The 25,739-nt window shown below is 33.9% G+C and carries 15 protein-coding genes; 5 read left to right on the top strand and 10 right to left on the bottom strand.

Annotation, left to right across the window (positions count from 1 at the left end; translation table 11 throughout):
• Positions 1 to 72: 72 nt before the first annotated feature.
• From DM444_RS15255 to porU, 9 genes are all read right to left on the bottom strand, one after another.
• Positions 73 to 963 carry a helix-turn-helix domain-containing protein gene (locus tag DM444_RS15255; protein WP_239455690.1) on the bottom strand — a complete coding sequence of 297 codons (891 nt, stop codon included), beginning with the start codon at positions 961 to 963 and terminating at the stop codon, positions 73 to 75.
• A gap of 68 nt (positions 964 to 1,031) precedes the next feature.
• Positions 1,032 to 1,583, bottom strand: coding sequence for a carboxymuconolactone decarboxylase family protein (locus tag DM444_RS15250; protein ID WP_111288160.1), 552 nt, complete (start codon positions 1,581 to 1,583; stop codon positions 1,032 to 1,034).
• A gap of 142 nt (positions 1,584 to 1,725) precedes the next feature.
• The gene (locus tag DM444_RS15245; RefSeq protein WP_111288158.1) at positions 1,726 to 1,911 is read right to left on the bottom strand and encodes a hypothetical protein; all 186 of its coding nucleotides are present in this window, start codon (positions 1,909 to 1,911) and stop codon (positions 1,726 to 1,728) included.
• Positions 1,912 to 2,041: 130 nt separating this feature from the next.
• The gene (locus DM444_RS15240) at positions 2,042 to 3,889 is read right to left on the bottom strand and encodes a hydrolase/aminopeptidase (RefSeq protein WP_111288156.1); all 1,848 of its coding nucleotides are present in this window, start codon (positions 3,887 to 3,889) and stop codon (positions 2,042 to 2,044) included.
• A gap of 126 nt (positions 3,890 to 4,015) precedes the next feature.
• Entirely contained in the window at positions 4,016 to 5,656 is a 1,641-nt protein-coding gene (locus DM444_RS15235; protein ID WP_111288154.1) for a pyruvate dehydrogenase complex dihydrolipoamide acetyltransferase, read from the bottom strand.
• Between the two features lie 4 nt (positions 5,657 to 5,660).
• Positions 5,661 to 6,659 (bottom strand): pyruvate dehydrogenase (acetyl-transferring) E1 component subunit alpha, encoded by a 999-nt coding sequence (gene pdhA, locus DM444_RS15230; RefSeq protein WP_012023629.1) that lies wholly within the window; start codon positions 6,657 to 6,659, stop codon positions 5,661 to 5,663.
• A 159-nt stretch (positions 6,660 to 6,818) separates the two neighbouring features.
• On the bottom strand, positions 6,819 to 7,301 hold the full coding sequence (cdd, locus tag DM444_RS15225) for a cytidine deaminase (protein ID WP_111288153.1): 483 nt from the start codon (positions 7,299 to 7,301) through the stop codon (positions 6,819 to 6,821).
• A gap of 82 nt (positions 7,302 to 7,383) precedes the next feature.
• Positions 7,384 to 8,589, bottom strand: a complete 1,206-nt coding sequence (gene porV / locus DM444_RS15220) for a type IX secretion system outer membrane channel protein PorV (RefSeq protein ID WP_111288151.1) — start codon at positions 8,587 to 8,589, stop codon at positions 7,384 to 7,386.
• A 41-nt stretch (positions 8,590 to 8,630) separates the two neighbouring features.
• Positions 8,631 to 12,467, bottom strand: a complete 3,837-nt coding sequence (gene porU / locus DM444_RS15215) for a type IX secretion system sortase PorU (protein ID WP_111288149.1) — start codon at positions 12,465 to 12,467, stop codon at positions 8,631 to 8,633.
• A 212-nt stretch (positions 12,468 to 12,679) separates the two neighbouring features.
• Here porU and gldJ point away from each other — a divergent pair, with 212 nt between their 5' ends.
• Together gldJ and DM444_RS15205 are read left to right on the top strand one after the other, a co-directional pair.
• Entirely contained in the window at positions 12,680 to 14,365 is a 1,686-nt protein-coding gene (gldJ, locus tag DM444_RS15210; protein WP_111288147.1) for a gliding motility lipoprotein GldJ, read from the top strand.
• A gap of 116 nt (positions 14,366 to 14,481) precedes the next feature.
• On the top strand, positions 14,482 to 15,768 hold the full coding sequence (locus DM444_RS15205; RefSeq protein WP_111288145.1) for a UDP-N-acetylmuramoyl-tripeptide--D-alanyl-D-alanine ligase: 1,287 nt from the start codon (positions 14,482 to 14,484) through the stop codon (positions 15,766 to 15,768).
• A gap of 37 nt (positions 15,769 to 15,805) precedes the next feature.
• On the opposite strand, the gene DM444_RS15200 is transcribed toward DM444_RS15205, so the two are convergent.
• Positions 15,806 to 18,685, bottom strand: a complete 2,880-nt coding sequence (locus tag DM444_RS15200) for a helix-turn-helix and ligand-binding sensor domain-containing protein (RefSeq protein ID WP_111288143.1) — start codon at positions 18,683 to 18,685, stop codon at positions 15,806 to 15,808.
• Between the two features lie 344 nt (positions 18,686 to 19,029).
• On the opposite strand from DM444_RS15200, the gene DM444_RS15195 reads away from it, so the two are divergent.
• The 3 genes from DM444_RS15195 to DM444_RS15185 are packed head-to-tail and all read left to right on the top strand — an operon-like array spanning position 19,030 to position 24,793.
• Positions 19,030 to 22,254 carry a SusC/RagA family TonB-linked outer membrane protein gene (locus tag DM444_RS15195; RefSeq protein ID WP_111288141.1) on the top strand — a complete coding sequence of 1,075 codons (3,225 nt, stop codon included), beginning with the start codon at positions 19,030 to 19,032 and terminating at the stop codon, positions 22,252 to 22,254.
• Between the two features lie 16 nt (positions 22,255 to 22,270).
• Positions 22,271 to 23,977 carry a RagB/SusD family nutrient uptake outer membrane protein gene (locus tag DM444_RS15190; RefSeq protein ID WP_111288524.1) on the top strand — a complete coding sequence of 569 codons (1,707 nt, stop codon included), beginning with the start codon at positions 22,271 to 22,273 and terminating at the stop codon, positions 23,975 to 23,977.
• A 27-nt stretch (positions 23,978 to 24,004) separates the two neighbouring features.
• Positions 24,005 to 24,793, top strand: a complete 789-nt coding sequence (locus DM444_RS15185; protein ID WP_111288139.1) for a hypothetical protein — start codon at positions 24,005 to 24,007, stop codon at positions 24,791 to 24,793.
• The last annotated feature ends 946 nt before the right edge of the window (positions 24,794 to 25,739 follow it).

Raw genomic sequence — 25,739 nt, 5'->3', positions numbered from 1 at the left:
AGTCGCAGTTTTCAGTCACAGTTTTCAGACCTATAATTGCTGAAAACTGTGACTGAAAACTGAAAACTCTAGCTAAGCTTCCATTTTTCCAAAACCTACCGTTTCTCGATAAATTTGTGGCGAAACATCTGCATTGGTTTTAAAGAAACGACTGAAATAATGTTCGTCGTCATAACCTAATTCATAAGCGATTTCTTTGACCGTTTTATTGGTCATGTATAATTCTCTTTTGGCTTCAATAATGATTCGTTCCGAAATCAAATCAGTCAATGTTTTGTTGAAATAATTTTTAGATAATTTAGCTAGCGCTTTTGGAGAAATATTTAATAATTCAGCATAATTTCCAGCTGAATGTTTGGTTTTGAAATTCAGCTCTATAGCGTCTTTTAAGTTTTGAAGAATGAAAGGTTCTTTTGTTTCTGGAACCGATTTCATCTCTTCTAACTGCTCTGTTTTTAGTCTTGAAGCTGTAATTAAAAAAATCTTCAAATAGGAAATAAGTATTTCGTATTGAGCCAATTCAGCATTTTGGATCTCACCTTTCATTTGGTCAATCACCATTTTAAAAGTCTGCGAAGCCTGTTCCGTAACCTGAACGTAAGGTGGCTGATAAATATTATTGAACAAAACACCGTTGCAAGAAACCTCTTTTTGATGCATGTGAATACAATAAAAATCAGAATGGAAATGAATTGCAATTCCTTCAATAGGCTCGCTTACGCAAAGCATAAAAGGCTGATAAGGCGAAAAGGCGAGAAGTGAGTTTTCTTCAAAATGATGTTCGGCAAAATCGGCTTTTACTTTACCTTTTCCTTTTGTAACCCAAATTAACGAGTAATAATTGTTTCGCTGTAAATGATCAAAATGGCTGTTGTCATCAAAAGGAAGAATTTTGAAAGCTAAATTGCCATTCTGCGGATTTATTAAAGTGAAAACATTTTGAGAGCTCATATTCGGTTTCATTTTTGAAAATATAAAGATAGTCATGAAAAGAATTCACAACTATCTCTATAGCTTGTTTTTTGTTTGTATTAGTTGTGTAGTTCTAAGTTGGAAACCGCTGGAAAGTCAATTTCAGTATTTGCTACATTGTTGAAATAGTTTGTCAAAACGTTCAAAGCTACGTGAGCTATAGTTTCTGCAATTTCAGCATCTGCAACTCCTGCGTTTTTAGCTTTGTTTACATCTTCATCATTAACTAAACCGTTTTTGCTAATTAATGTTTTAGCCAATTGTAAAATAGCTTCTGTTTTAGCGTCAGTAGAATTTCCTGATCTTGCCGCTTTTAAAACTTCTGGATCGGCTTTAACTAATTTCTCACCAATGAAAGTGTGAGCGGCTAAACAGTAATCACAAGAATTGCTTTCTGAAACTGCCAAAGCAATTAATTCTCCTGTTTTTGCGCTTAATTTTCCGTGGCTTAAAGCGCCGCTTAAATTCAAATATCCTTCAAGAACTGCTGGAGAATTTCCCATTGTTCTCATCATGTTTGGAACAACGCCTAATTTTGCTTGTACAGCGTTGAATAAATCTTTAGTTTTTCCTGTTACTTCTTCTAGGTTTAAAGCTGTTAATCGTGTCATTTTATTTGATATTTAATTGTTATTATTTGTTGTTGTCTTTTGACATTACAAAGTTGCAACGATTACAGATTTTAAAACATGGAGGATTGACGCTATGTGATGGATAATTTTCCCTGATTGTTTTTTTAGGAGCTATTTCCCGCTATCCGTTCCAATCTTTTGTGCCGAACCCCGGCACAAAAGGATTTCCACTTCTATCGGGGCTAGGGCATTCGTATTCATAAGAATATTTTCCGTTTTTTAAGTTTCTTTCCATTTGGTGTGTCATCCTGACGAAGGAAGAATATCCGTAAGTAGCTCCAAAATCAACATTAAGAATTTTTGTCAAAGTTTTAAACTTTGACAAAGATGGTGTGAATAAAAAATCCTCGATTACAATTTGTAATCGAGGATTTTTAAGTTTTCAGTTGCAGTATTCAGTCACATTTAGCGCTGAAAACTGTGACTGAGACTGAATACTATTTTAAAACGCCTTCAACAGCCTGAATAGTTGTGGCGTGATAACCAGATTTTGCTTTATCAAAAACCTGTTTTGCCCAAACTTTTCCTTCAGGAGTTTTTACCATTTCTTTATAAAGCATCATTACAGATCCAGTTCTGCTGATTCCAATTAAGAATTGCTCAATTGCAGGATAAGCTGGTTTGTATTGATGAATTAACGCTTGAACAAACCATTGGCGTTTGATAATGAAATTTCCGCCTTTTGTAAAGTTGAATTCTTTGTCAATAGCTTCCATTTCTTTAACTGTGATGTCAGCTGGAAGATGGTCTATAAAATGCTGTTTTTCTGCTGTAGTCGTGATTTTTTTGCTCAAACCTGCAACGCCAGTTTCTCTCCAGCTTTTTTGGATCGCATCAATTGCATCAAAATCAGCAGAACTTACAGGGACAATGTTTGATGGAATTCCCGGTTTGTAAATCCAATCGTCTAATTTGATTTTATCTGCTAAAGTTTTGTCTCCTTTAATTAAATTTTCATTTAAATATTTAACGAAATCTTCTGTTGTAATCGATTTGAAAGCATGAGAATCGAAATAGTTTTTGATAAACGGATCGAATTTTTCGCGTCCAACAGCATTTTCTATAACTCTTAAAAATGCATATCCTTTTACATAAGGAATCATACTGATTCCGTCGTCTGGATTTCTTCCTGTTAGACTAACTTTTAATCTTGTATCTGGACTTGTATTTCCATATTCTGCCACATTATCAACTAATTCTTTATTTGTGATAACGTTTTGCATTTCAAATTCCTTCTTTCCAAAAATAGCTTCGCCAATGCGGTGTTCTACGTAAGTTGTAAAACCTTCGTTTAACCAGATGTCATCCCAAGTTGCATTGGTTACTAAATTTCCGCTCCAGCTGTGTCCTAACTCGTGTGCCAATAAGCTTGTAAGCGAACGATCTCCAGCAATTACTCCTGGAGTTAAGAAAGTTAAATTCGGGTTTTCCATTCCGCCATAAGGGAAACTTGGAGGTAAAACTAAAACATCATAACGTCCCCAACGGTATGGTCCGTATAATTTTTCGGCAGCAACAACCATTTTTCCAAGTTCAGCAAATTCCCAAGCCGATTTTTTTAGCATTGATGGTTCGGCGTAAACTCCGGTTCTGTTATCAATAGCTTGAAATTCGATATCTCCAACGGCGATTGCCATTAAATATGATGGAATTGCTTTGTCTTGTTTGAAAGTATAAACTCCAGTGTCATTTTTCTTCTGCGGATTTACAGCGCTCATTACAGCCAATAAATCTTTAGGAACAGTAACTTTTGCATTGTAAGTAAAACGAATTCCAGGAGAATCTTGACAAGGAATCCAAGTGCGAGACCAAACACTTTCTCCTTGAGAGAATAAAAACGGTTTCTTTTTATCTGCAGTTTGTTCTGGTTTCAACCATTGTAAAGCAACAGCATCTTTTGTTGTATTGTAGTAAATGTTTACTTTAGTTGTGTTTGGTTCAATTGTGATATGAAGCGGTTTTCCGTGAAATTCAGTGTCTTTTCCAAGTTCAAAAATGGTTTCTTTTTCGTCATCACCTAAAGTTACTTTTGTGATGTTCAAAGTGTTTTCGTCGAAAATGATTTCGTTTCCTTTACTGATATTGTCAATTAACCAAGAAGCCTTTCCCGAGATAGTTTGCGTTTCAAAATCAACTTTAATATCAAGGTCAAGATGTTTTACAACAGCAAGTTCTGGTTTAGAATAACTGTGTTCATCTGTAACGGCAGCTGTTTTTTCTGTTTGCTCTTTTTTCTGGCAGGCAATTGCTGTCAGAAATAAAGTGACAAGAATTAGTTTCTTCATTTTATGAGGTTTTGAATTTGAGGATGAAAATTAAACAAAAAATCCCGTTTTGAATAAACAAAACGGGATTTTATTATGAATAACCTTCTCCCGAAGTCTCGGGATGCTCAGGCTGACAATTTAAAATTATGCCAACATTGTAACTGGGCTTTCGATATATTGTTTTAATGTTTGTAAGAACTGAGCTCCAGTTGCTCCGTCAATTGTTCTGTGGTCACAAGCTAATGATAACATCATTGTGTTTCCAACTACGATTTGACCATTTTTAACTACTGGTTTCTCAACAATTGCACCTACAGAAAGGATTGCAGAGTTTGGTTGGTTGATAATTGAATTGAATTCAGTGATACCAAACATTCCAAGGTTAGATACTGTAAAAGTACTTCCTTCCATTTCTTGTGGTCCAAGTTTTTTGTTTTTAGCTCTTCCAGCAAGATCTCTTACAGAACCGCCAATTTGAGATAAACTCATAGCGTCTGTAAATTTCAATACAGGAACTACTAATCCATCTTCAACAGCTACAGCAACGCCAATATTTACGTGGTGGTTGATGATAATAGCATCTTCTTTCCAAGTAGAGTTGATTTTTGGGTGTTTTTTCAATGCTAAAGCACAAGCTTTAATTACCATGTCGTTGAAAGATACTTTTGTATCAGGAACGCTGTTGATAGCAGCTCTTGCCTGCATTGCTTCGTCCATGCTTACTTCAATCACTAAGTTGTAGTGAGGAGCAGTAAATAAAGATTCAGAAAGACGTTTTGCAATAATTTTACGCATTTGAGAGTTTTTGATCTCTTCTGTGTAAACTTCTCCAGCAGGAACAAATACTTTTGGTGCAGCAGGAACAGACGCTTCTTGTTTAGCAGCAGGTGCAGAAGCAGTTTGTGCTTGAGCAGATGGAGTAAAGTTCTCGATATCGCTTTTTACGATACGTCCGTTTTCTCCAGAACCTTTAACTTGAGATAATTGGATTCCTTTGTCAGAAGCAATTTTCTTAGCTAATGGTGAAGCTAAAATTCTTCCTCCGTTTGAAGTTTCAGTAGCGGCTTCAGGTGCTTTTTCAGCAGCAGGAGTAGCTTTTGTTTCTTCAGCAGCAGGAGCACTTGCAGTTGCACCACCTCCAGCAGTAAAGTTATCAGCAACTCCAGAAATGTCAGTTCCTGCAGGTCCGATGATAGCTAATAAGCTGTCAACTGGTGCAGTGTTTCCTTCTTGAATTCCGATGTATAATAATGTTCCAGCATTGAAAGACTCAAACTCCATAGTAGCTTTGTCTGTTTCAATTTCTGCTAAAATATCTCCTTCAGCTACTGTGTCGCCAACTTTTTTCAACCAAGTTGCTACAGTACCTTCAGTCATTGTATCGCTCAAACGTGGCATAGTTACAACTATAACACCTTTTGGTAATTCAGCTGCAGCTTTTGCAGGAGCAGCAGTTTCAGTTTTTGCTTCAGCAGCAGGAGCATCCGCTTTTGAAGCCTCAGCTGCAGGAGCGTCACCACCAGCTAAAAGAGCAGAAATATCTTCTCCTTCTTTACCAATGATTGCTAATAATGAATCAACAGGAGCAGTTTCTCCAGCTTGAATTCCGATATGTAAAAGAGTTCCTTCGTTAAAAGATTCGAACTCCATTGTTGCTTTGTCTGTTTCAATTTCAGCTAAGATATCACCTTCGCTTACTTTGTCGCCTACTTTTTTAAGCCAAGTTGCTACCGTTCCTTCAGTCATAGTATCGCTCAAACGAGGCATTGTTACTTTAATCGCCATGATATTATAATTTATGAGGTGTAAATGGATAGTCTTCTTGTGCGTATACTACATCGTATAATTGTTGTAAGTCTGGGTATGGAGATTCTTCAGCGAATTTCGCACACTCTTCAACCAAGTCTTTAACTCTTTGGTCGATTACTTCAATTTCTTCAGCAGTAGCATATTTTTGATCCAAGATTACGTCAAGAACTTGCGTAATTGGGTCGATTTTTTTGTACTCTTCAACCTCTTCTTTAGAACGGTATAATTGTGCATCAGACATAGAGTGTCCTCTGTAACGGTACGTTTTCATTTCAAGGAAAGTTGGTCCGTCTCCGCGACGTGCTCTTTCGATAGCTTCGTGCATTGCTTCAGCAACTTTTACAGGGTTCATTCCGTCAACAGGTCCGCAAGGCATTTCATAACCTAAACCTAATTTCCAGATGTCAGTGTGATTTGCAGTTCTTTCTACAGAAGTTCCCATTGCATACCCGTTGTTTTCAACGATAAATACAACTGGAAGTTTCCATAACATAGCCATATTAAAAGCTTCGTGTAAAGAACCTTGTCTAGCAGCACCATCACCAAAGTAAGTCATAGTAACACCGCCAGTGTTGAAATATTTATCTGCGAAAGCAATACCAGCTCCCACAGGAATTTGAGCACCTACGATTCCGTGTCCACCGTAAAAACCGTGTTCTTTAGAGAAAATGTGCATAGAACCTCCCATACCTTTAGATGTTCCTGTTGCTTTTCCTAAAAGTTCTGCCATTACGTTTCTAGGATCAACTCCCATACCAATTGGTTGAACGTGGTTTCTGTAAGCAGTAATCATTTTATCTTTGGTCAAATCCATAGCGTGCAGTGCGCCAGCTAATACAGCTTCTTGACCATTATATAGGTGTAGAAAACCTCTAACTTTTTGTTGAATGTATAATGCTGCAAGTTTGTCTTCAAACTTTCTCCAAAGTAGCATGTCCTCATACCACTTTAAATATACCTCTTTTGTAACTTCTTTCATCTGAATTCTTTCTTTTGCTAAAGTTGTTTGTGTTATCGATTATTGTGCCTGTAACGCAAAATAGTTTCCTCCCACAAATTTGCGCCCGAAAGGTCGGGATGCAAAAATAAGACATTACATTTAAGAACTAAAATTAAAACGATACTTTTTGGTTTTTTTTTACAAGAACTTTTTATCAAACATCAACGGGAGTAAATTTTTTAATGATGAAGATTTATAAACTTCACCTATTTCACCCATAAAATAGATTTCTATTGGTGTGTCTTGTTTTATTTCATATTCTGCAATTGATTGTCGGCAAGAACCGCAAGGCGGAATAGGAGCTGTAGTCTGATTTGTGTCTGAAGCTGCTGTAATTGCCATTTTTAAGATTTTGGCTTCCGGATATGCACTCCCTGCATAAAAAATTGCAGTTCGTTCGGCACAAAGACCGGATGGATAAGCGGCATTTTCTTGATTGGAGCCCAAAACGATTTTTCCGTTATCTAAAAGCAAAGCGGCTCCAACTTTAAACTTAGAATATGGGGCATAAGCTTTTTTTCTAACTTCAATAGCTTGGTTCATTAAGTCTTGAATTTCACTTGGAAGTTCATTTATGGTATCAAATATTGTAAATGATGTTGTTATATTGATTTCTTTCATCTGTTTTTAAGGGAAAAAAAATCCAAATTCCTAATGAATGCAGGAATTTGGATTGAATTGTTTTTATTTTGATTTTTTCTCTTTAGTAAGTTTCGTATTTGTCTCCAAAGTTAAACGTTAAAGAGAAACGAAGTGTGTTTTCTAAAGGGTTTTTTATTTTAGATGCTGAGAATAAATACGAAACATCTATTTTCATGATGTTGTATTTAAATCCTGCTCCTAAAGAGAAAAACTGTTTAGCACCTTTTTCTGGGCTTTCGTGATAATATCCTAAACGCATTGCAAATGCATCTTGATACATATATTCTGCGGCAACACTATAGGTTACTTCTTTCATTTCTTCTTTAAATCCGCCTGGCGCATCGCCAAATGATTTAAACATTCCTTCAAACCAGCCAATATCATTGTACTTGTTATAGCCTGCTTGTGTAGCTTCTGTTTGAGTGATGTCTTCTGGATCGTCATAATCTCCGTCACCATTTGCATCAACAGGAGTTCCAACGCCTGGAGGAGTAGGGACTAAAAGTTTAGTAAGCTCAGCGCTTAAAGTAAGTTTATTATAATCATCAAATATAAAATCAAATCCTCCTCCTAATCTTAAGTTGGCAGGAAGGAAATTTGAACTTAAATCATCGTTGTCATAACTAATTTTTGGCCCCATGTTCTGGAAGTTAACACCCGCTCTCCATCGACCATTGAAATCTTGGTAAGCGATTTCTTCAGATTGATAAAAAGCAGCAACATCAACTGCAAAAGAATGTGCAGAGGTTGCATCTACTTCTTCAGAAGCGACTTTTAAATTAGAGTTAATAAAACGTGCGGCAACTGCCATAGAAAATTCTTCACTTAGTTTAAGTGAATACGATCCGTCTAAAGCAAATTCATTTGGGTTTACTTCTCTTACTGCCTCATTTGGATCTCCAGTATATCTCAACTCGATTCCTCCAAAACCAAAATAACGGAAACTACCAGCAAAGGCACTTCGCTCGTTGATTTTGTTGTAATAGGTCAATTGCCCTAAAGAAATGTCATTGGCAAGATCTGTTAAATAAGGTGTGTAACTAATAGAAAGTCCTTGTGCATCTTCAGAAAATGCATATTTTGCAGGATTCCATTGTTGAGAGAAAACGTCTGCAGAAGTAGCGACTCCTTGGTCTGCCAAACCTGCTGCTCTAGCATCTGCTGCTACTAGTAAAAAAGGTACTCCAGTAACAATTGGCCTTGATTCCTGAGCCCTTGAACTGTAGACGCTAAAAATGCAAATTAATAAAAGTGATAGTTTTTTCATTTATGGGACTAATGTTTTTGGTGGTGCAAATATAGATAATATTATAGGATGACAAGCTTTTCGTATTTTTCTGCTTTTTTATTTGTTAAATTTGATTTTACCGTGAGTTTGTAAATATACACTCCTTTTCCGATTCTGTCTCCAAAATCATCTTTCCCATCCCATGTTATATCTCTAGATAAAAAACCTTCTGTTGTAATTGTCTGATTCTTTGTCCAAACCACTTTTCCTGTAATTGTCATTACTTGTACTTGTACATCTAATGGTTCGTAAGGCTTATTGTGCGAAAACCAAAACTGTGTATAAGTAGAAAAAGGATTTGGGTAATTAAGAACGTGTGATAATGTTAATGAATCGTCTCCTACAACAGTAAATTGAATCTCGCTTGTTACCGGATTGTTGTAAACATCCCAAGCGGTAAAACTTATCGTATGCAGCCCCGGGGCTAAATTTCTAAACGGGAATCGTAAATTTCCATTGGTGTAATCATCTAATTTTGTCTGATAATAATCGTTCAATATATAAGGATTACTTACGTCGCCATCTAGAATAGCTACAATATCATGCCCGATTCCACTTGCTGTATTAATTCCATTTTCGTCTTCTAAGAAGGCTAAAAGAAATGGAGATTCGTTTGTAATCCCTCCAGATACAAAAGTTTCGTCGTTCATATATAACTTAACTTTCGGACTTATATTGTCCTCGGGTGCATTTTCATTAATTCCTCCAATTTTTATGATATTATTGTAGCCTGTTTGGTTTTCCAAAGCATCACTTTTTTTCGAATAAAAGCTTATTCTTCCATTGTCAACAGGGACTCTAATGTCTCTAGGAACTACAAAACTAAATTCAAATTGCCCGTTGGTAACTGAAGCATTTCCTCTAAAAATCGTTTCTCCAAGAGTTTTAAACTGCATTGCAGGACTATATCCGTCATTGTTTAAGGTAGAAGACGTAATCATTTTGTCGAAAATAGCAGTGGCTAATTCTCCATTATAATTGCTTAAAAGAGTATTGTTTTCGTCTGTGATTTCTCCAGATATTTTAATTTTTGAAAGTGATTTTAAATCAGGAATTGCTTCCGAAATCACAATATCGTTTACTTTCGTTAAATTAATTCGCGGTTTTGGAATCGCTAACATCAAAGCTGGATCTCCAATGTAAAAAATTACGTTGCTTGAAGAACTCGGGTTTTCATTTTTTGAAATTCTAAGTGTTTCGGCAATCGTATTATATTGATTCGAACCATAGGATAATAAGTTTTTGCTAAGGCTGTCATTAAAATTTTCAGCATTAAATTGTCCGATAGCGCGAATGGTTGTAAGCATTGAAATTGCACCTCCTGTCGGATTCCAAAAAGTATATTCTCCAGCAGTAGGTCTCGTTGGGTCATCAAATCTTGAAAACTCGCATGTTATGGTAATAAATAAAGGATATTTATATTGATTGTTTAAATTTTGCCCATCTGATTTTTCCCAAATTCTTTCACTGGCTAAACCATCTTCACCTCCATGTCCTAAATAATTAAAAACTAAAGCACCTTTTTCAAAAGCTTCAAAAATATCTGTTCTGGCTTTAGGATATCGAGATCCTCCCGCTGATGCTTCTTGGGTATAAGCATCTAAAAATATTTTGTCAATATTAAAAAACGGTTTTTCAACAGCAATAAGATCTGCTAAGGTGTTTTGGCGTGATTGTAAGGTCACGTCAGAAGCTTGATCAGCGTCATCGCTTATTAAAACAAAATTATTACGCCAGTTTCCATACGATTTAGCATCATGATACTCTAAAACCTTATTTACCATTTCGCTTGCTTGCGCATTGTCTGAAACTAACATTCGGCCAACAGCAATGTCAATTCCTCCAAAAAACGAAATTATATTTCCTTCATCAGAATCCATTAAACCGAAAAAATCATCAGATGCAAAAGAAGATTCTCCAACAGTATTACTATTTAAGGAATGATAAACAGGAACAATATTAGTATTGTTAGAAATACGATCTTTATAATCGAAAGAAGCATCTCCGAATAAATTAACATATTTGATTCTTTTGTCGGGAGAAGAGGCATTGTCGTAAATGTATTTAACGCAGTTTCGAATTGCGGTGATATCTTGTTTTCCAGAAGAAAATTCTTCGTAGATATTTTCGAGTGTAATTACTTTTACGTTTAAACTAGAATTTGTGCGGTGAAAAGCGGCAAGTTTTTCGGCCTGAGAATATAAAGATTTAGGAGTTATTATCGCATAATCGACATCCTGAAAGCTGTTTTGACTATTTTTTAAAAGTGTTCCTTTCAAATTCTGATTAGCAATTTTGGACTGGCTTTCTTTCGAAGGAGTGTAGTAATCTGAAGGATCGATTGCAATATATTTTCTGATTTCTCCTAAAGTAGCTTTAAAGCTAAAACTTGCTTGATTTGCATTTTCTACATTATATATATTATATAGGTCTGTAATATCCCAAATTTGCGTAATTGCAGATGCATTTCCAATGGTGTAATTTACAATTCCCGCCACAGATCCAGCATCATTATATTGAAATGCAAATTGTTTTCCTGTTCCTAGAAGTTTTCGCTTGGCAGTTAAATTAATATAATCTAAGTAGCCTTTTGAGCCAGGAACACCATTATTATTATAGGTAAGTTTTATTTTGATATTGTCAGTTCCTGCAAAAGTAGTGTTTGAAGGCAGTTTTCCGTTGTAATATTTAGTGTCGGAAGTTGTTGTTAAGGCATTAAAATTAATAGCGCCAACATTTTGTCCGTTTGCAGAAACAGTAAAAGAGGTAGGAGTATAAGCTGCAGATGCGGCATTTACTTCAATTTTAACTGGAACTGAAGCGTCTAGGTTTGGAAAGCTAAATGAAAATTCCTGCTCCTGATTAATGTCAAAAGATTCTCCAAGCCATTGTCTTCCTAAATGAGCAATGTTTGTGAGATCAGTTTCATGCGATTGATAGTCATCAAACGTGTTGAGCTCTAAAGTTGTAGTTCCTGTTGGCTGATTTAAGTTAGAAATACGCTTTCCATCGCCTCCGGTCGTTGTTACATAATAATATGACTTTGTAGCGTAAAGATTTATATTGGTTTGGCTTTCGCTATTCCAATTCTCCACTCCTTCGGCATAAAAAAGAATATAATCATCATTATTAAATACGCCATCGCTTTCTCCAGAAATTAAAATTGCATTTTCTGTTAAATCCTCAGGATAATAAATATTATTAGCTAAAGGAAGCATTCTTCCGCCGTTTCCGTATATTTTTATTCTTCGCGGATCAACTTTAGAAGGGTCAAAGCCAAGACTTTGCAAAAATGACTTCGAAATTTTATAAACGCCTGACTTTTCAACATAAAAACGATACCAATCACCAGAAGATAAAACCGAATTTGATATAACAGCAGTTTTTTGAAAAACAGAAGAACTACTGCTTTTAGCTGTTGAATTATTTGATGAATAGGTAAAAGATTTTATTCTTTTAAAACTATTTCCTTCCTTTATGATAGGCGAAAGTAGTAAAAAAGTTTGCTGATTTCCTCTTGAAGATGCTGTTTTGAGATCCTCATTAGGCTTGTTGGGAATGTTGTTTTGACTTAAATCACCAAGATCAGCCAATGAAATTTGTTCATACAATACGTTTGAAATTTGTACTGAATTGGAGTTTCCAGAGACGTTTTGATTGAGATTTATCATCAAGTTTATGCTCTTTTTCGTGGCATCAAAGCGAAAACCGTTGCCAGAAAAATATGGAATGATGAATTTTTGGTCGCCATAATTCATCTCTTTTTTTTCTTGCCAATTGATCGTAAAGCTCCCATTTATCTGGGAGAATGAGATAATTGGGAGTAAAAAAAGGTATGTAAATAGGACTCGTTTCATCACTCAAAAATAGGGGTTTAATTTAAAAATATTTTCTAAGTAAAAATATATTATTTCATGTTACAGTAAATAATAAAAAGTATATTTTTGCGTTCGTAACTAAAGGTTATTTTCTGGTAAAAAACAGTGAAATAAAATTATTAGAACAGATGTTGCTAATTAAATGTTAATTATTATATTGCAGCACCTAAATTTATCACCTAAGAATGAGTATGAAAGTAAACAAAATTGTAGTCTTGCAGTTAATGATGTCAATGGTATTGATGTTGAGCACGGCTAGTTGTAGCAAAAAATCGAGTTCGAGCCATGCTTCACGAGCAACTGGTTGGGATGTAGATAGTCAGAATGGAACTGCTGCTAGAAATGCAGGTAAAAAACAACAGGCTGGTCCTGGTTTAGTTTTTGTTGAAGGAGGTACGTTTACTATGGGTAAAGTACAGGATGATGTTATGCACGATTGGAATAACACACCAACTCAACAGCATGTTCAATCATTCTATATGGATGAAACCGAAGTTACGAATGGTATGTACTTAGAATACCTAGAGTGGTTGAAAAAGGTTTTCCCGCCAACAGAAGAAAATTACAAAAATATTTATGAAGGAGCATCGCCAGATACTCTTGTTTGGAGAAATCGTCTAGGATACAACGAAACGATGACTAATAACTATTTAAGACATCCGTCTTATGCTAACTATCCTGTAGTTGGTGTTAACTGGATTCAAGCAGTTGAATTTAGTAAATGGAGAACAGACCGTGTAAACGAGGCTGTTTTAGAGAAAAACGGATATCTTCAAAAAGGTGCTAAAACAAACGACGTTAATGCTGAGAATGCATTTAATACAGAAGGATATTTAATGTCTCCAAGTACTTCACGTGGTGGAAGTGAGGAGATCGTATTAAAGAAAAATCCTGGTGGAAAACGACCAAAAGCTGGAAAAGACGGTGTAGTTCCTGAAGAGAAAAACGTATATGCGCAACGTTCTTCTGGAGTTATTTTACCAGAGTATAGACTTCCTACTGAAGCAGAATGGGAGTATGCTGCAGCAGCTGACGTTGGACAAAGAGAATATAACATCTACAAAGGTCAAAAGAAATATCCTTGGTCTGGAGATTATACACGTTCTAACAAACGTAAAAACAGAGGTGATCAATTAGCTAACTTTAAACAAGGAAACGGTGATTACGGTGGAATTGCAGGTTGGTCAGATGACGGAGCTGATATTACAAATGAAGTGAAAAGTTATGCTCCAAACGATTTCGGTCTTTATGATATGGCAGGAAACGTTGCAGAATGGGTAGCTGACGTTTATAGACCAATTATTGATAACGAAGCAAATGATTTCAACTACTACAGAGGAAACCAATATGCTAAAAACAAAATTGGTAAAGACGGTAAAATCGAAATTGTTACAACTGCTACTATTAAGTATGACACTTTAAGTAATGGTAAAGTTATCGCAAGAAATCTTCCAGGTGAAATTGCTCAAGTTCCAGTTGACGAGCAAGAAACATACTTGAGAACAAATTTCAGTACAAGTGATAACATCAACTATAGAGATGGTGATAAACAATCTTCAAGATATTTTGATTTTGGTGATTCAGAGTCTGGACCTAAAGCAGATCAGGCAATGTACAACTCTCCTAAACACAACATCACTACTGATAGTTTAGGAAAAATGATCAGAAAATATGATAACTCAAGTAAACGTACTACTTTAATTGATGATAAAGTAAGAGTTTACAAAGGAGGTTCTTGGAGAGATAGAGCTTACTGGTTAGACCCAGCTCAAAGAAGATACTTCCCTCAAGATATGGCAACTGATTACATTGGTTTCAGGTGTGCAATGTCTAGAGTAGGTTCAAAATCTGAAAAGAGAAAATCTCCTAGAAACTAAAATTTAGGAATTCTAATATCAAAAATTCCAAATTCCAAAAGCTGAATATTCAGTCTGGAATTTGGAATTTTTTTATTGTTTTTTTCTACTTTTATGACCTATTAAAAAAATTATAAATGAATATTCAAGACATTCATAACTTGTTTTTACAGTGCACTTCTCTTTCTATTGATACAAGAAAAATTGAGAAGAATTCGATGTTTTTTGCTATTAAAGGAGAGAATTTTGATGCCAATACATTTGCTAAAGAAGCTTTAGATTTAGGAGCTTTATTTGTTGTTATAGACAATAAATCTTATTTTATTGATGAAAGAACTGTTTTAGTAGAAAACAGTTTGCAAACACTTCAAGAGTTAGCAAAATTCCATAGAGCTTATTTAGGGCTTCCAATAGTTGCATTAACAGGAAGTAATGGAAAAACAACAACAAAAGAATTAATTAATGTTGTATTGTCTAAAAAGTTTAAAACAAAAGCGACAATTGGAAATTTAAACAATCATATTGGCGTTCCATTAACATTGCTTTCTTTTAGCAAGGAAACAGAAATTGGAATTGTTGAAATGGGAGCAAATCATCAAAAGGAAATCGAATTTTTGTGTGAAATTGCGCAGCCAGATTTTGGATATATTACCAACTTTGGAAAGGCTCACTTGGAAGGTTTCGGAGGAGTTGAAGGGGTTATTGCAGGAAAAAGCGAAATGTATCAATATCTTGCAGCAAATAAAAAAACGGTTTTTGTAAATCTTGAAGATTCAATTCAGATTGAGAAATCAAAAGGGATTAAAGCATTCACTTTTGGTGTTAAAAAAGAAAACGCTGACTTAAATATTCAGAACATTACGGCAAATCCATTTGTGGCTATTGATTACAATAATTTTGCAATTGAATCTCATTTAATTGGACTTTATAATGCTAATAATATTAATGCGGCAACTGCGATCGGAAAATATTTTGAGGTAAAAGAAAGCGATATAAAGGCTGCTATTGAGAATTATATTCCGGCGAACAATAGATCTCAGATGATGCAAAAAGGCTCTAATGAGATCATTTTAGATGCTTATAATGCTAATCCGAGTAGTATGGCTGTGGCGATTACTAATTTCTTGCAATTGGATAAGAAGAATAAAATTATGATTCTTGGCGATATGTTTGAATTAGGAGATGAAAGTTTATACGAGCATAAAGTAATAGTTGATTCATTAGTTAATCAAAACCAATCTGTTTGTTACTTAATTGGAAAATCGTTTTATGCGAACGCAGTTTCAAGTGAAAATATAAAGTTTTTCGAGACGTTTGATGCTTTTGCAGAATTCTTGAAAACATATAAGTTCGATTCGAACACTATTTTGATAAAGGGTTCGCGAGGCATGGCCTTAGAACGAACTTTAGAATATATATCATAAAAAGAAAGCCATTCAAATACTGAATGGCTTTCTTTTTTTAAATACTCATTAAAAATCCGATTAGGTTTTCCTTTTTGTTTAACCCTAATTTTTTTCTAAGTCGATAACGTGCTAATTCAACTCCTCCGGTCGAAATATTCATGATTTCGGCTATTTCTTTTGTCGACATATTCATTAATAAATAAGTTGACAAATCTAATTCTCTTGGTGAAATAGTTGGATATTGTCCTTTTAAACGCTTTAAGAATTCAAAATGAACGTTTTTAATGTGTTTCTCTAAATCCTTCCAGCTCTTGTCTGTATTTACTTCCTTAACAATGCTTTTATGCAATTTGCTAAACTCAGATTTAGTAGTTTCGTCTAAAATATTGGTGTCAATATCTTTCAGTTTATGGATGATGCCATTTAAAACTTTATTCTTTTTTACAACTTGTAATGAATTGTTTACTAGTTCTTTATCTTTTGCTAAGATTTTGATTTGAAGTTTGTCATTTTTTAGCTTTTCAATTTCTTTCTCTAAATCGTGTTGTTCGTGTCTGATTTTTGATTCCTTTTCAAGATACAATCTTCTTTGCTCAATGGTTTCGTAATATCTGTTTTTTCTAATTTTAAGCTTGACTCTAACAGAAATTAGATAGGCACCAAGTAGAATAAGTATAAGGTAGAATAAATAGGCTAAAAAGTGTCTATACCACGGTGGAGATACCGTAAATTCTACTTCACTGATATTAGACTCTATGCCGTAGCTGTTTCTTACTTTTAGCTTCATCACATAATTTCCTTCTCTCAAGTTGGTGTATTCTTTCATGGCTGTCGACGACCATCCGCGCCAATTTTCTTCAAATGGTTCTAGCTTGTACGAATACATTACGTTTTCCTGATTTTCGTATGTTGGAGATGCGAAAGTAAATTTCACACGATTGTATTTGTATGGTATGCTATAAGATTCTAGTTTGTGAGCTAAATTGCCTGTCAAAATAGTGTCTTCTGGATACGAAAAGCTCTCGATAATAGCTTTTGGTTTCGTCATGAAAGTGTTTGGGATTGTCGAATTGTAGTGTGCTAAACGATCAGTTAATCCTATAAAAATGTTTTGAGGATCAATTGTATTTACAGAAATATAGTTGTTTACCAAATTTCCAGATAAATTCGAGAATATTGCTTGGTTTTTGGTATAGCTTCCGTTTTTGTTTTTTACTAATACTCCCAAAGATTCATTAAAAACATACCACAAGTTTCCCGCAGGATCTTCTATTAATGTATTAATAGTTGGAATTCCATTAAACAGTTTTGTTATTTTTTTATCCTCAAAAAAAGACTCCTGCTCAACTGAATATCTGAAAAAGTGATTTTGTACTTGAATATACACTTTGCCATTGATGTTTTGCAAGCTGTTGATACCTTTAAATTTGTCCGATATATTGACGTGCTTTTTAATAAAATCAAAGCGTTGTAGATCCTCAGATAGTTTTACCTGATATAAAAACGGGTTTTTCTTTAACCATAAATAGTTTTCATCTATTTCTACAGAAAAATTATTGGTGGTTTCATCAAATCCTTTTACTTGATGCATATAATCGTATCCAGTAGCGGATTTTTTGAAAACCGAAAATCCATTATAACTTTCACCTATTATATAGTTTTCATGATCAGGTATTTTTTTAAATCCGAAATATCCTCTGGTGTCCAATATTTTGGAAACTCTATTGTTTTCGATAATTAATGCTCCACTATTGCTGGCACATATTAATACATTATTTAAAACCTGAATATTCCAAACTTGAGAGATTGTTCCTTCCACTCTCATAAACGGACTGTCTTTAAATGATGTTCCCCAAGGGTGATAAAATAACCCTTGGTTAGTAGCTACATAAAGATTTCCATTGTAGGTTGTTGAGGCGTATACCGTTCCTATATTATAGCTGTAGTCAAAATAAGAAAAAGGCGAATTTTCGTTTATGAAAGTAATTCCGTTGTCAAGTCCTAGCCATATATTATTTTTATTGTCTACAAATGAGGCTAATATTGTATTATTCTGAATACCTTTTTGTCTGTTTAAATGTTGAATAATTTTCCCGTTTAAATCACAGATAATAGCTCCGTCTAATACGGAATTAAGGATTATGAATTTGTTTTTAATAATCGAACCTCCTAAAGAAGTGTTTTTCTTGATAAATTCATTGGCTTCTGTTGCCCACGGCTTAATAATGCCATTTTCTGCGACAAATAATCCTTTTTCCAGAGTTGCATACAAAACTCTATTGTTTGATAGGGGAAAAAGAGACCAAATTTCTTTATCATTAAAAACAGTAGTTCCTGGGATAGCGGTTAGTTTTCTGTTTTTATATTCTAGAACACCTAATGTTTTATCTTGGAAATAAAGGCGATTGTTTACTAAAAATGAAAATTGAAACTTGTGTGGAGCTGTTAGTGTAGTGACTTTTTCATTTTTTAGAAAAAACACTTTGCTAAAAGACTGAAATATTACTTCTCCTTTAAAAATATGGATTCGCCAGATTAGATTTATGTTTTCTTTGTCTATTGGACTCAATAAGTTATATAATGAATGGTATTTTAATATTCCTTTTTCATCATTTTTAAAATACCCGAATTCGTTATTTCCGCCGACAAATATCCTTCCTAAAGCATCAATTTTTAAACTTCTAATCTCTGATTTGTTCGGTAAAGAGTATTTATGCCAGTTTGAACCATCAAATTGGATCAAACCACTATTATTTGCAAAGTATATATTTCCGTTTTTATCTTGATCAATACTCCAGTTTTGCGTTCCACCTTTATATTCTGATCTTTTATAGTTTTTAATATCTGGAATTCCAATGTTTTTTACCTGCGAAAAACTTGCATTTTGTATGAAAAATAGTAAAATAAATGCAAAAGTTCTAACTATGAATTTCATAAAATTTTAAATGTATTTTTATTAGAAATGCTTTAAATTGAGTTTAAATTGTTGATTTATCAATTAGAATAGCTCTCGTTTTTTAAATTATTTTTAATTTACAACGTAATAGTTGTTGTTAATCTAATGTAATATACGTTTTTTTTAATTAACATTTTTATAACAAAATTTTATCAAAGCTAAAATACAGTAAATTAATTAATTAAAAAAAAAATGTTGTGTTTTTGTAGTGTGTTAAGTTTTACTTTGAAGTGTTTTTGTAGGGAATTTTAATCTCACTTTATTAAAATTTAACATTATAATTGCATTAAATTACTAATTAATTAACCAAAATTTTTAGAAAAATGAAATTGACAAAATTACTTATTTTTTGTGTTTCGTCTTTACTGTTTTCAGCTGTCGCATTTGCTCAGGATGTGACAGTAAATGGAACCATTAATGATGAAAGTGGATTACCCGTCCCAGGAGCGACGGTTTTAGTAAAAGGAACAAATAAAGCTACTGCATCTGACTTTGATGGGAAATTTCAGATTAGTGCTCCTTCAAATGGAGTTTTAGTTATTAGTTTCGTTGGTTTTAACACACTAAATGAGGCTATTAATGGAAGGACAAAGATGAACGTGCTTCTTACTGCAACATCACAAAACTTGAATGAAGTTGTTGTAGTAGGTTATGGTACTCAGAAAAAAGGTCTCATTACTGGTGCTTCAACAAATCTTAAAGGAGAAACAATTAAGGAGTTAAATACAGGATCTGCTATGGAGGCACTTCAAGGTATTGCTCCCGGTATTAGTATTACAAGAACAAATGGTTCACCTGGTGCTGGTACTAAGGTAACTATTCGTGGATTGGGTACGAATGGAAACTCAAATCCGTTGTACATTGTTGATGGTATTTCTGTTGGTAATATTGATTATTTGAGCCCATCAGATATTGAATCTATTGACATATTAAAAGATGCGGCTTCTGCAGCTATCTATGGATCTAGAGCGGCTAATGGAGTTGTATTGGTTACAACAGTAAAAGGTAAAAAAGGAAGAGCTGCAAGAATTAGTTATGACAGTTACTTTGGTATTCAAAATATCTATAAAAATTTAGATCCTTTGAATGCGCAAGAGTATATGTATATCATTGATGAAGGAAGAGTAAATGATGGATTGCCTCGTCAAGATTGGCAAAAACTTTTGACTAATAATTCATGGTTAAACACTCAATTTCCTGGCGCTGGTACTCAATTAGGAAATGAAATTTGGCAGAAATTACAAAATGGATGGACGGGGACAAATTGGATTAATGAAATGAGTAAAAAAGATGCTCCAATCATGAATCACTCTCTTAACATTACTGGAGGTAGCGAAGATATAACTTACGCTTTTGGAGTTTCTTACTTTGAGCAAGATGGTATTATTGGTGGAGATTTAGTAGATGCTGGTTTTAAAAGACTTACAGCAAGATTAAATACTCAGATGGTTCTGAAAAAGAATGATAGCCATAGCATCATTACTGTAGGAGAAAATGTTACTTACACTAATTCTCAAAATAGAGGAGTTTCTAATGGTAATATTTATGGAAATGATTTGCATAATGCATTAACTGCAAATCCATTACAGCCAGCTTATTGGCAGACTTCTATTGACAGAAATATCGATAAATTTGGATTTACTCCAACTTTAGATGGTATTTCTACAGGACAAACAAATCCTTTAGCGGTAATGTTTTACAGAAGTAATTATAATTATCCAGAAGATAATAGAATTACAGGAAATGCTTTCTTAGAAATTGAACCCGTTAAAGATTTGAAATTTAAAACGGTTTATGGTATTGATTCTTGGTTTGGATATGGTAGATCTATGAACCCAACATATAATTTGGGTGTACTTTATCAAGATTATATCAATGGTGCATCTCAGTATTCTTATATTGGAGCTAATTCAACTTGGACAAATACGGTTTCTTATAAAAAACAATTTGGGAATCATAATATTTCTGCTGTTGCAGGAACTGAGTTAATTCAATATTTGGTGAACAACAATGTTAGTGGTTCTAGAAACAACTTGACATTTGGTGAAGATCCGCAATATGCATACTTAAACAACACAGCTCCAAAAACAATTAATGATCTTGGAACGAATGGAATGGACACTTCAGCAGGTGGAGGTGGTATTATGTCATATTTTGCAAGAGCACAATACGATTATAAAGAAAAATACCTTCTTTCAGCTACAATACGTGCCGACGGTTCTTCTAACTTCGCAGAAGGAAAAAGATGGGGTTATTTCCCTTCTGTTTCTGCAGGTTGGGTCGTAACAAAAGAAGATTTTATGGATAGCTCTTCAAAATGGCTTAATTCATTAAAATTGAGAGGAAGCTGGGGACAAAATGGTAACCAAGATATTCCTAACTTTTATTATTCATCAAATATTTCTTATGTTTTTCCTGGATACTTTTTTGGAGACACAAAACCAGTTTCTGGAACTACAGCTTATCCAGCTAGAGTTACCAACCCAGATTTAACTTGGGAAACATCAGAGCAATTAGATTTCGGTCTTGATGCAAGTTTATTTGATTCAAGATTAAACGTGACTTTAGATTGGTATAATAAAACAACTAAAGACTGGTTAGTTCTAGCAGCAGGAAGAGGAACAGATGGAGCTGCACCTCCTTATTTTAATGGTGGAGATATCGAAAATAAAGGTTTCGAGTTTTCTGTAAATTGGAATGATAAAATTGGAGGCTTTAAATATGGAGCTACTGTAAGTGGTGCATTCAATAAAAATAAAGTTACTAGAATTGCAAATGCAGACGGAATATTACATGGTCCTTCTAACGTATTATCTCAAGGAACTGGAGAAATCTCAAGAGGTCAGGTAGGTTTCCCATTAGGTTATTTCTACGGTTTTAAAACAGCAGGAATTTTACAAAATCAACAAGAAGTTAATGAATATGTTGGTCCAAATGGACAACCTTATTTTAGCGATCAACGTCCTGGAGATGTTCGTTTTGTAGACCAAAACAATGACGGTGTTATCGACGAAAGCGATAAAGTTTACTTAGGAAATCCAAATCCAGATTTTGAATTAGGGATTCAGTTAAATTTTGAATACAAAAATGTTTACTTGAACACTACTATGGCTGGTAAATTTGGTATGCAGGTTATGCAGTCATATAGATCTTTTGCAGATAGTCCTGCTCAGAATTATACTTCTGATGTTTTTGATCGTTGGCATGGAGAAGGTACATCTACTAAGATGCCTAGATTAAGTGCAACTTCAAATAGAAACAGCAATTACGTGTCAGATATTTATATGCAAAATGCAGATTATTTGAGAATAAATAACTTAACGTTAGGTTATAATTTCAACGAAATATTTAAAGATTTCAAATTCATCTCAAATCTTAAATTTTATGTTGCAGTAAATAACCTATATACATTTACTAAATATGATGGTATGGATCCAGAAGTTCGTTGGTCAGGAGATAATACAAATGCTCCATGGGCTTCAGGAATTGATTTAGGTTTGTATCCACAAGCTAGAACGGTGATGTTTGGTTTAAGTGCTGATTTTTAATATAAATACAATTACAATGAAAAAAATAAAATATTTAGTAGCGATTTCGGCTGTATTTATTGTAGCGAGCTGTGATGATTATCTTGATACTGATAATTTAACAGAAAAGAGTTTAGAGAATTTTTACAAGACACCTCAAGATATTGAAGAAGCAACTGCTGGAGTTTACAATGCTATTTATACAACTAATGTGCATAGTGAGGAGCAGATTGCAGCCAATCTTATGGATAATATGATGTTAGGAGGAGGAGGTCCTGATGATAAAACAGCTAAATGGGTTGATAATTTTGAAGATCCTGTAGATGATACCTATTTAGATATGTGGGTTCAATCTTATAGAGGTATTGCTAGAACAAATGCAATTATTGAGAAAACTCCTCTTGCTGATTTTAGCACTTATTTTAATACTCCTGCTGAAGCAGATCAATTTAAGCAACAAGCAATTGGTGAGGCTTATTTTATGAGAGCGTTTTTCTATTTCAGATTAGCTAAGTTTTTTGGAGGAGTTCCATTAATCATAACTATTGATGGGAAAAAAGATGGACCAAGAAATACTTACACTGAAACATTTGCACAGATTGCTTCAGATTTAAAAAAGGCGATCGAGACAATGCCAGCAACTCCTTTTACAAGTATTCCAACTTCTAGATACGGTCATGCTAATAAATGGGTTGCAGAAGCTTATTTAGGACGTGTATTTTTGTTTTACACAGGTTATATGACAAATATGGAGAAACAAGCTACTGAAGAATTACCTTTAGCAGAAGGAGGTTCTTTAAATGCAACACAAGTAGCAAGTTATTTAACTGACTGTATGACAAATAGTGGTCATGCTCTTGTTCCTGATTTTAGAAACCTTTGGCCTTACTCTTATGTTAATAAAGCTTCTGGAAATAATGTTTTACCGTGGGCTGCAACTGAAGGTTTATCATGGGTAGGACAAGATGGTATTAGCCCAACGTTTGGAACTGGAAATTTCGAGACAATGTTCGTTCAAAGATTCTCTTTTGGAGATTGGTCTTGGACAAATGGTAATATTTATACTAATAGATTATGTCTGTTCTCTGCATTACGTGGTAATTCATTAGTGCCATTTGGAGAAGGATGGGGCTGGTGTACAGTAAATCCAAGTTTATACAGTAACTGGGAGGAACGTGATCCAAGAAAAAGAGGTTCTATACTTGAAGTGGGTAAAGCAGATCAAGGAACAGCTGGTTATGCGCAAGATAAAGGAGACCATGAGACAGGATATTTCAATAAAAAATATATTTCTCTACAATATCCTAATGCAGGTGGAACTACTGTCGGAATGTTTGTTCAATTATACAACTGGTCTAATACTGATATGCAATTAATGCATGCACAAGATTTTATTTTCATGCGTTACGCAGATGTATTATTGATGCATTCTGAGATTACTAAAACAGCAGCAGGATTAAATGCAGTTAGAGCAAGAGCAAAACTGGACCCAGTTGGATATTCACTTGAAAATATTAAAGCAGAGCGTTTGCATGAATTTGCTTTCGAAGGATTACACTGGTTTGATTTAATTCGTTGGGGAGATGTTGACAATGCATATAATAGCATGATTCCTGTTAGAAATTCAGGTACTGCAGCAAATTACAGCGTAAAATATAGACCAGAAACTAAAGGTTTGGTTTCTATGCCTGAAACAGAACTTAGACTATCAAATGGAGTTTATACACAAAATCCAGGGTGGTAAAATTTAACAATATTAATATAGATAAATATGAAAATCAATAAAATATTATATCTTCTTTTGGCTCTTTTTACGTTGACTTTTTCAGCATGTGATCCAATAGTAGATGAACAGCATTTAACGAATTCTACTGACGTTGCTGGAGTTGAATTAGTATCTACTCAAAGCACACCAGGAGGAAATAAGATCACACTTAATATGACGACTCCAGGTGTGACTGGATATTGGGATTATGGTTTAGATAAAGCACTAACAAATGAAGTAACGTTTGTTTATCCTATTCCAGGAAAAGCAACATTTACTTTTGTTGGAACTCTAGGCGCTGAATTTTTTACTAAGACGATTGACGTTCAAATTGATCAGTTAGATACTCCTTTAGATCAAGACTGGTATGATTTAGTTGGAACTAATACGGCAGCTGGTAAAACTTGGGTTTTTGATGGTACACAAGGTTCTGGAAGATTCTGGTGGTTTATGTCTCCAAATGGAAGTGCTGAAAGTGCTATGACCGCTTGGTGGAATGCTGGAGATTGTTGTGCTCCAAGTGATGCACTTGGGAAAATGCATTTTGATCTGGACGGAGCAGCAAATTACAACCATTATGAAACAACAAGCGCTACACCAACAAAAGGAAGTTTTAAACTGGACATCAAAAATAAACAGTTGACTATCATGAATTCAAAAATGTTAGGTTCAGCTGCAGGTAATGCTGATGGGGTTTATACTATCGTAAGTCTTGAAGAAGATAAAATGATTCTTTATTTAAGTAATAGCGAAACATATGGAACAGGTTGGACATTTGTTTTCAAACCTGAATAATAATATTTCATGTTAGTTATTTTCGAAAAAGGAAGATTAAAAAATTCCTTTTTCGAATTTTCAAACATTATACAGCTCATTAATAAATGAATTGTATAGAAGATTTAAACTATGGTTAGTTTAAGTTAAGTTTATTGCCTGGGTAGCCCGTAATTTCGATTACGGGCTATTTTTTTTTACTTATAACAGCGGTCTTTCCTCAGAATAGATTGTTTATACTCAAAAGATATTTTAATTCTTGATTCTTTTTAATTGAATTAGAATTAAGTGTTGTAATTAATGCTTATAGGTGCTTTTGAATCAATTATTAAAGACAATTTAATGAATTGAAGCGTGAAGAGTAGGTTTAGTTTATTTATTCGCTTTATGGCTTTTATAAAGGCTAAATTCTAGCCTATATTTCAAGAAAAAGCTATTTTATTTTTATTTATCGAAGTATTAGAAAGGGTTTGCTCTTATAATAAATTAGATTAAATGATTATTCCTATTTTTTTGCGACCTCTAGCAAGCAAATCATCTCTAAGATTTATTATTTGGTAACGCATATATTTAATCAGTGCAACAAAAATAACAGCATGATAACGATTAAATAAACTTTTTTTTTAGACAGAAAAAATCATTTTTAAATTCCTTGCCAATTTCTAGGCATTTTTGGCCCAAAATTCAGCTTTTTCTCTGTTTTTATCAATACAATCTCTTTGATTTTTCTTGTTTTTTATAAGTTAAAACTTATTTATTTTTAAAAAGTAAGTATTTTCTTTAGCTAATAAAATTATTGATAATGTAAAAAAAGTAAGGTAAAAATATCATATTCTTTATTTTTCTGTTCCTACAAATTTTTAGAGTCTATTTCTTGTAATTGTTTAAAAAATAAGTGTTTATGAGCGTTTTGAGCTACTACCACGTTGTAGTTTGAATATTATTTAACAAGACAGACTTTATTTTA

It is taken from the genome of Flavobacterium ginsenosidimutans (genome assembly GCF_003254625.1).
In the GTDB taxonomy this organism is placed as follows: Bacteria; Bacteroidota; Bacteroidia; order Flavobacteriales; family Flavobacteriaceae; genus Flavobacterium; species Flavobacterium ginsenosidimutans.
This window is presented reverse-complemented; position numbering and strand designations above follow the sequence as displayed.

Coding starts and splice junctions, on each gene's coding strand:
- DM444_RS15240 (WP_111288156.1), bottom strand. CDS start 3,889: ATGAAGAAACTAATTCTTGTCACTTTATTTCTGACAGCAATTGCCTGC.
- DM444_RS15195 (WP_111288141.1), top strand. CDS start 19,030: ATGAAATTGACAAAATTACTTATTTTTTGTGTTTCGTCTTTACTGTTT.
- DM444_RS15185 (WP_111288139.1), top strand. CDS start 24,005: ATGAAAATCAATAAAATATTATATCTTCTTTTGGCTCTTTTTACGTTG.
- DM444_RS15200 (WP_111288143.1), bottom strand. CDS start 18,685: ATGAAATTCATAGTTAGAACTTTTGCATTTATTTTACTATTTTTCATA.
- DM444_RS15255 (WP_239455690.1), bottom strand. CDS start 963: ATGAAACCGAATATGAGCTCTCAAAATGTTTTCACTTTAATAAATCCG.
- DM444_RS15250 (WP_111288160.1), bottom strand. CDS start 1,583: ATGACACGATTAACAGCTTTAAACCTAGAAGAAGTAACAGGAAAAACT.
- cdd (WP_111288153.1), bottom strand. CDS start 7,301: ATGAAAGAAATCAATATAACAACATCATTTACAATATTTGATACCATA.
- porU (WP_111288149.1), bottom strand. CDS start 12,467: ATGAAACGAGTCCTATTTACATACCTTTTTTTACTCCCAATTATCTCA.
- DM444_RS15190 (WP_111288524.1), top strand. CDS start 22,271: ATGAAAAAAATAAAATATTTAGTAGCGATTTCGGCTGTATTTATTGTA.
- pdhA (WP_012023629.1), bottom strand. CDS start 6,659: ATGAAAGAAGTTACAAAAGAGGTATATTTAAAGTGGTATGAGGACATG.
- DM444_RS15235 (WP_111288154.1), bottom strand. CDS start 5,656: ATGGCGATTAAAGTAACAATGCCTCGTTTGAGCGATACTATGACTGAA.
- gldJ (WP_111288147.1), top strand. CDS start 12,680: ATGAAAGTAAACAAAATTGTAGTCTTGCAGTTAATGATGTCAATGGTA.
- porV (WP_111288151.1), bottom strand. CDS start 8,589: ATGAAAAAACTATCACTTTTATTAATTTGCATTTTTAGCGTCTACAGT.
- DM444_RS15205 (WP_111288145.1), top strand. CDS start 14,482: ATGAATATTCAAGACATTCATAACTTGTTTTTACAGTGCACTTCTCTT.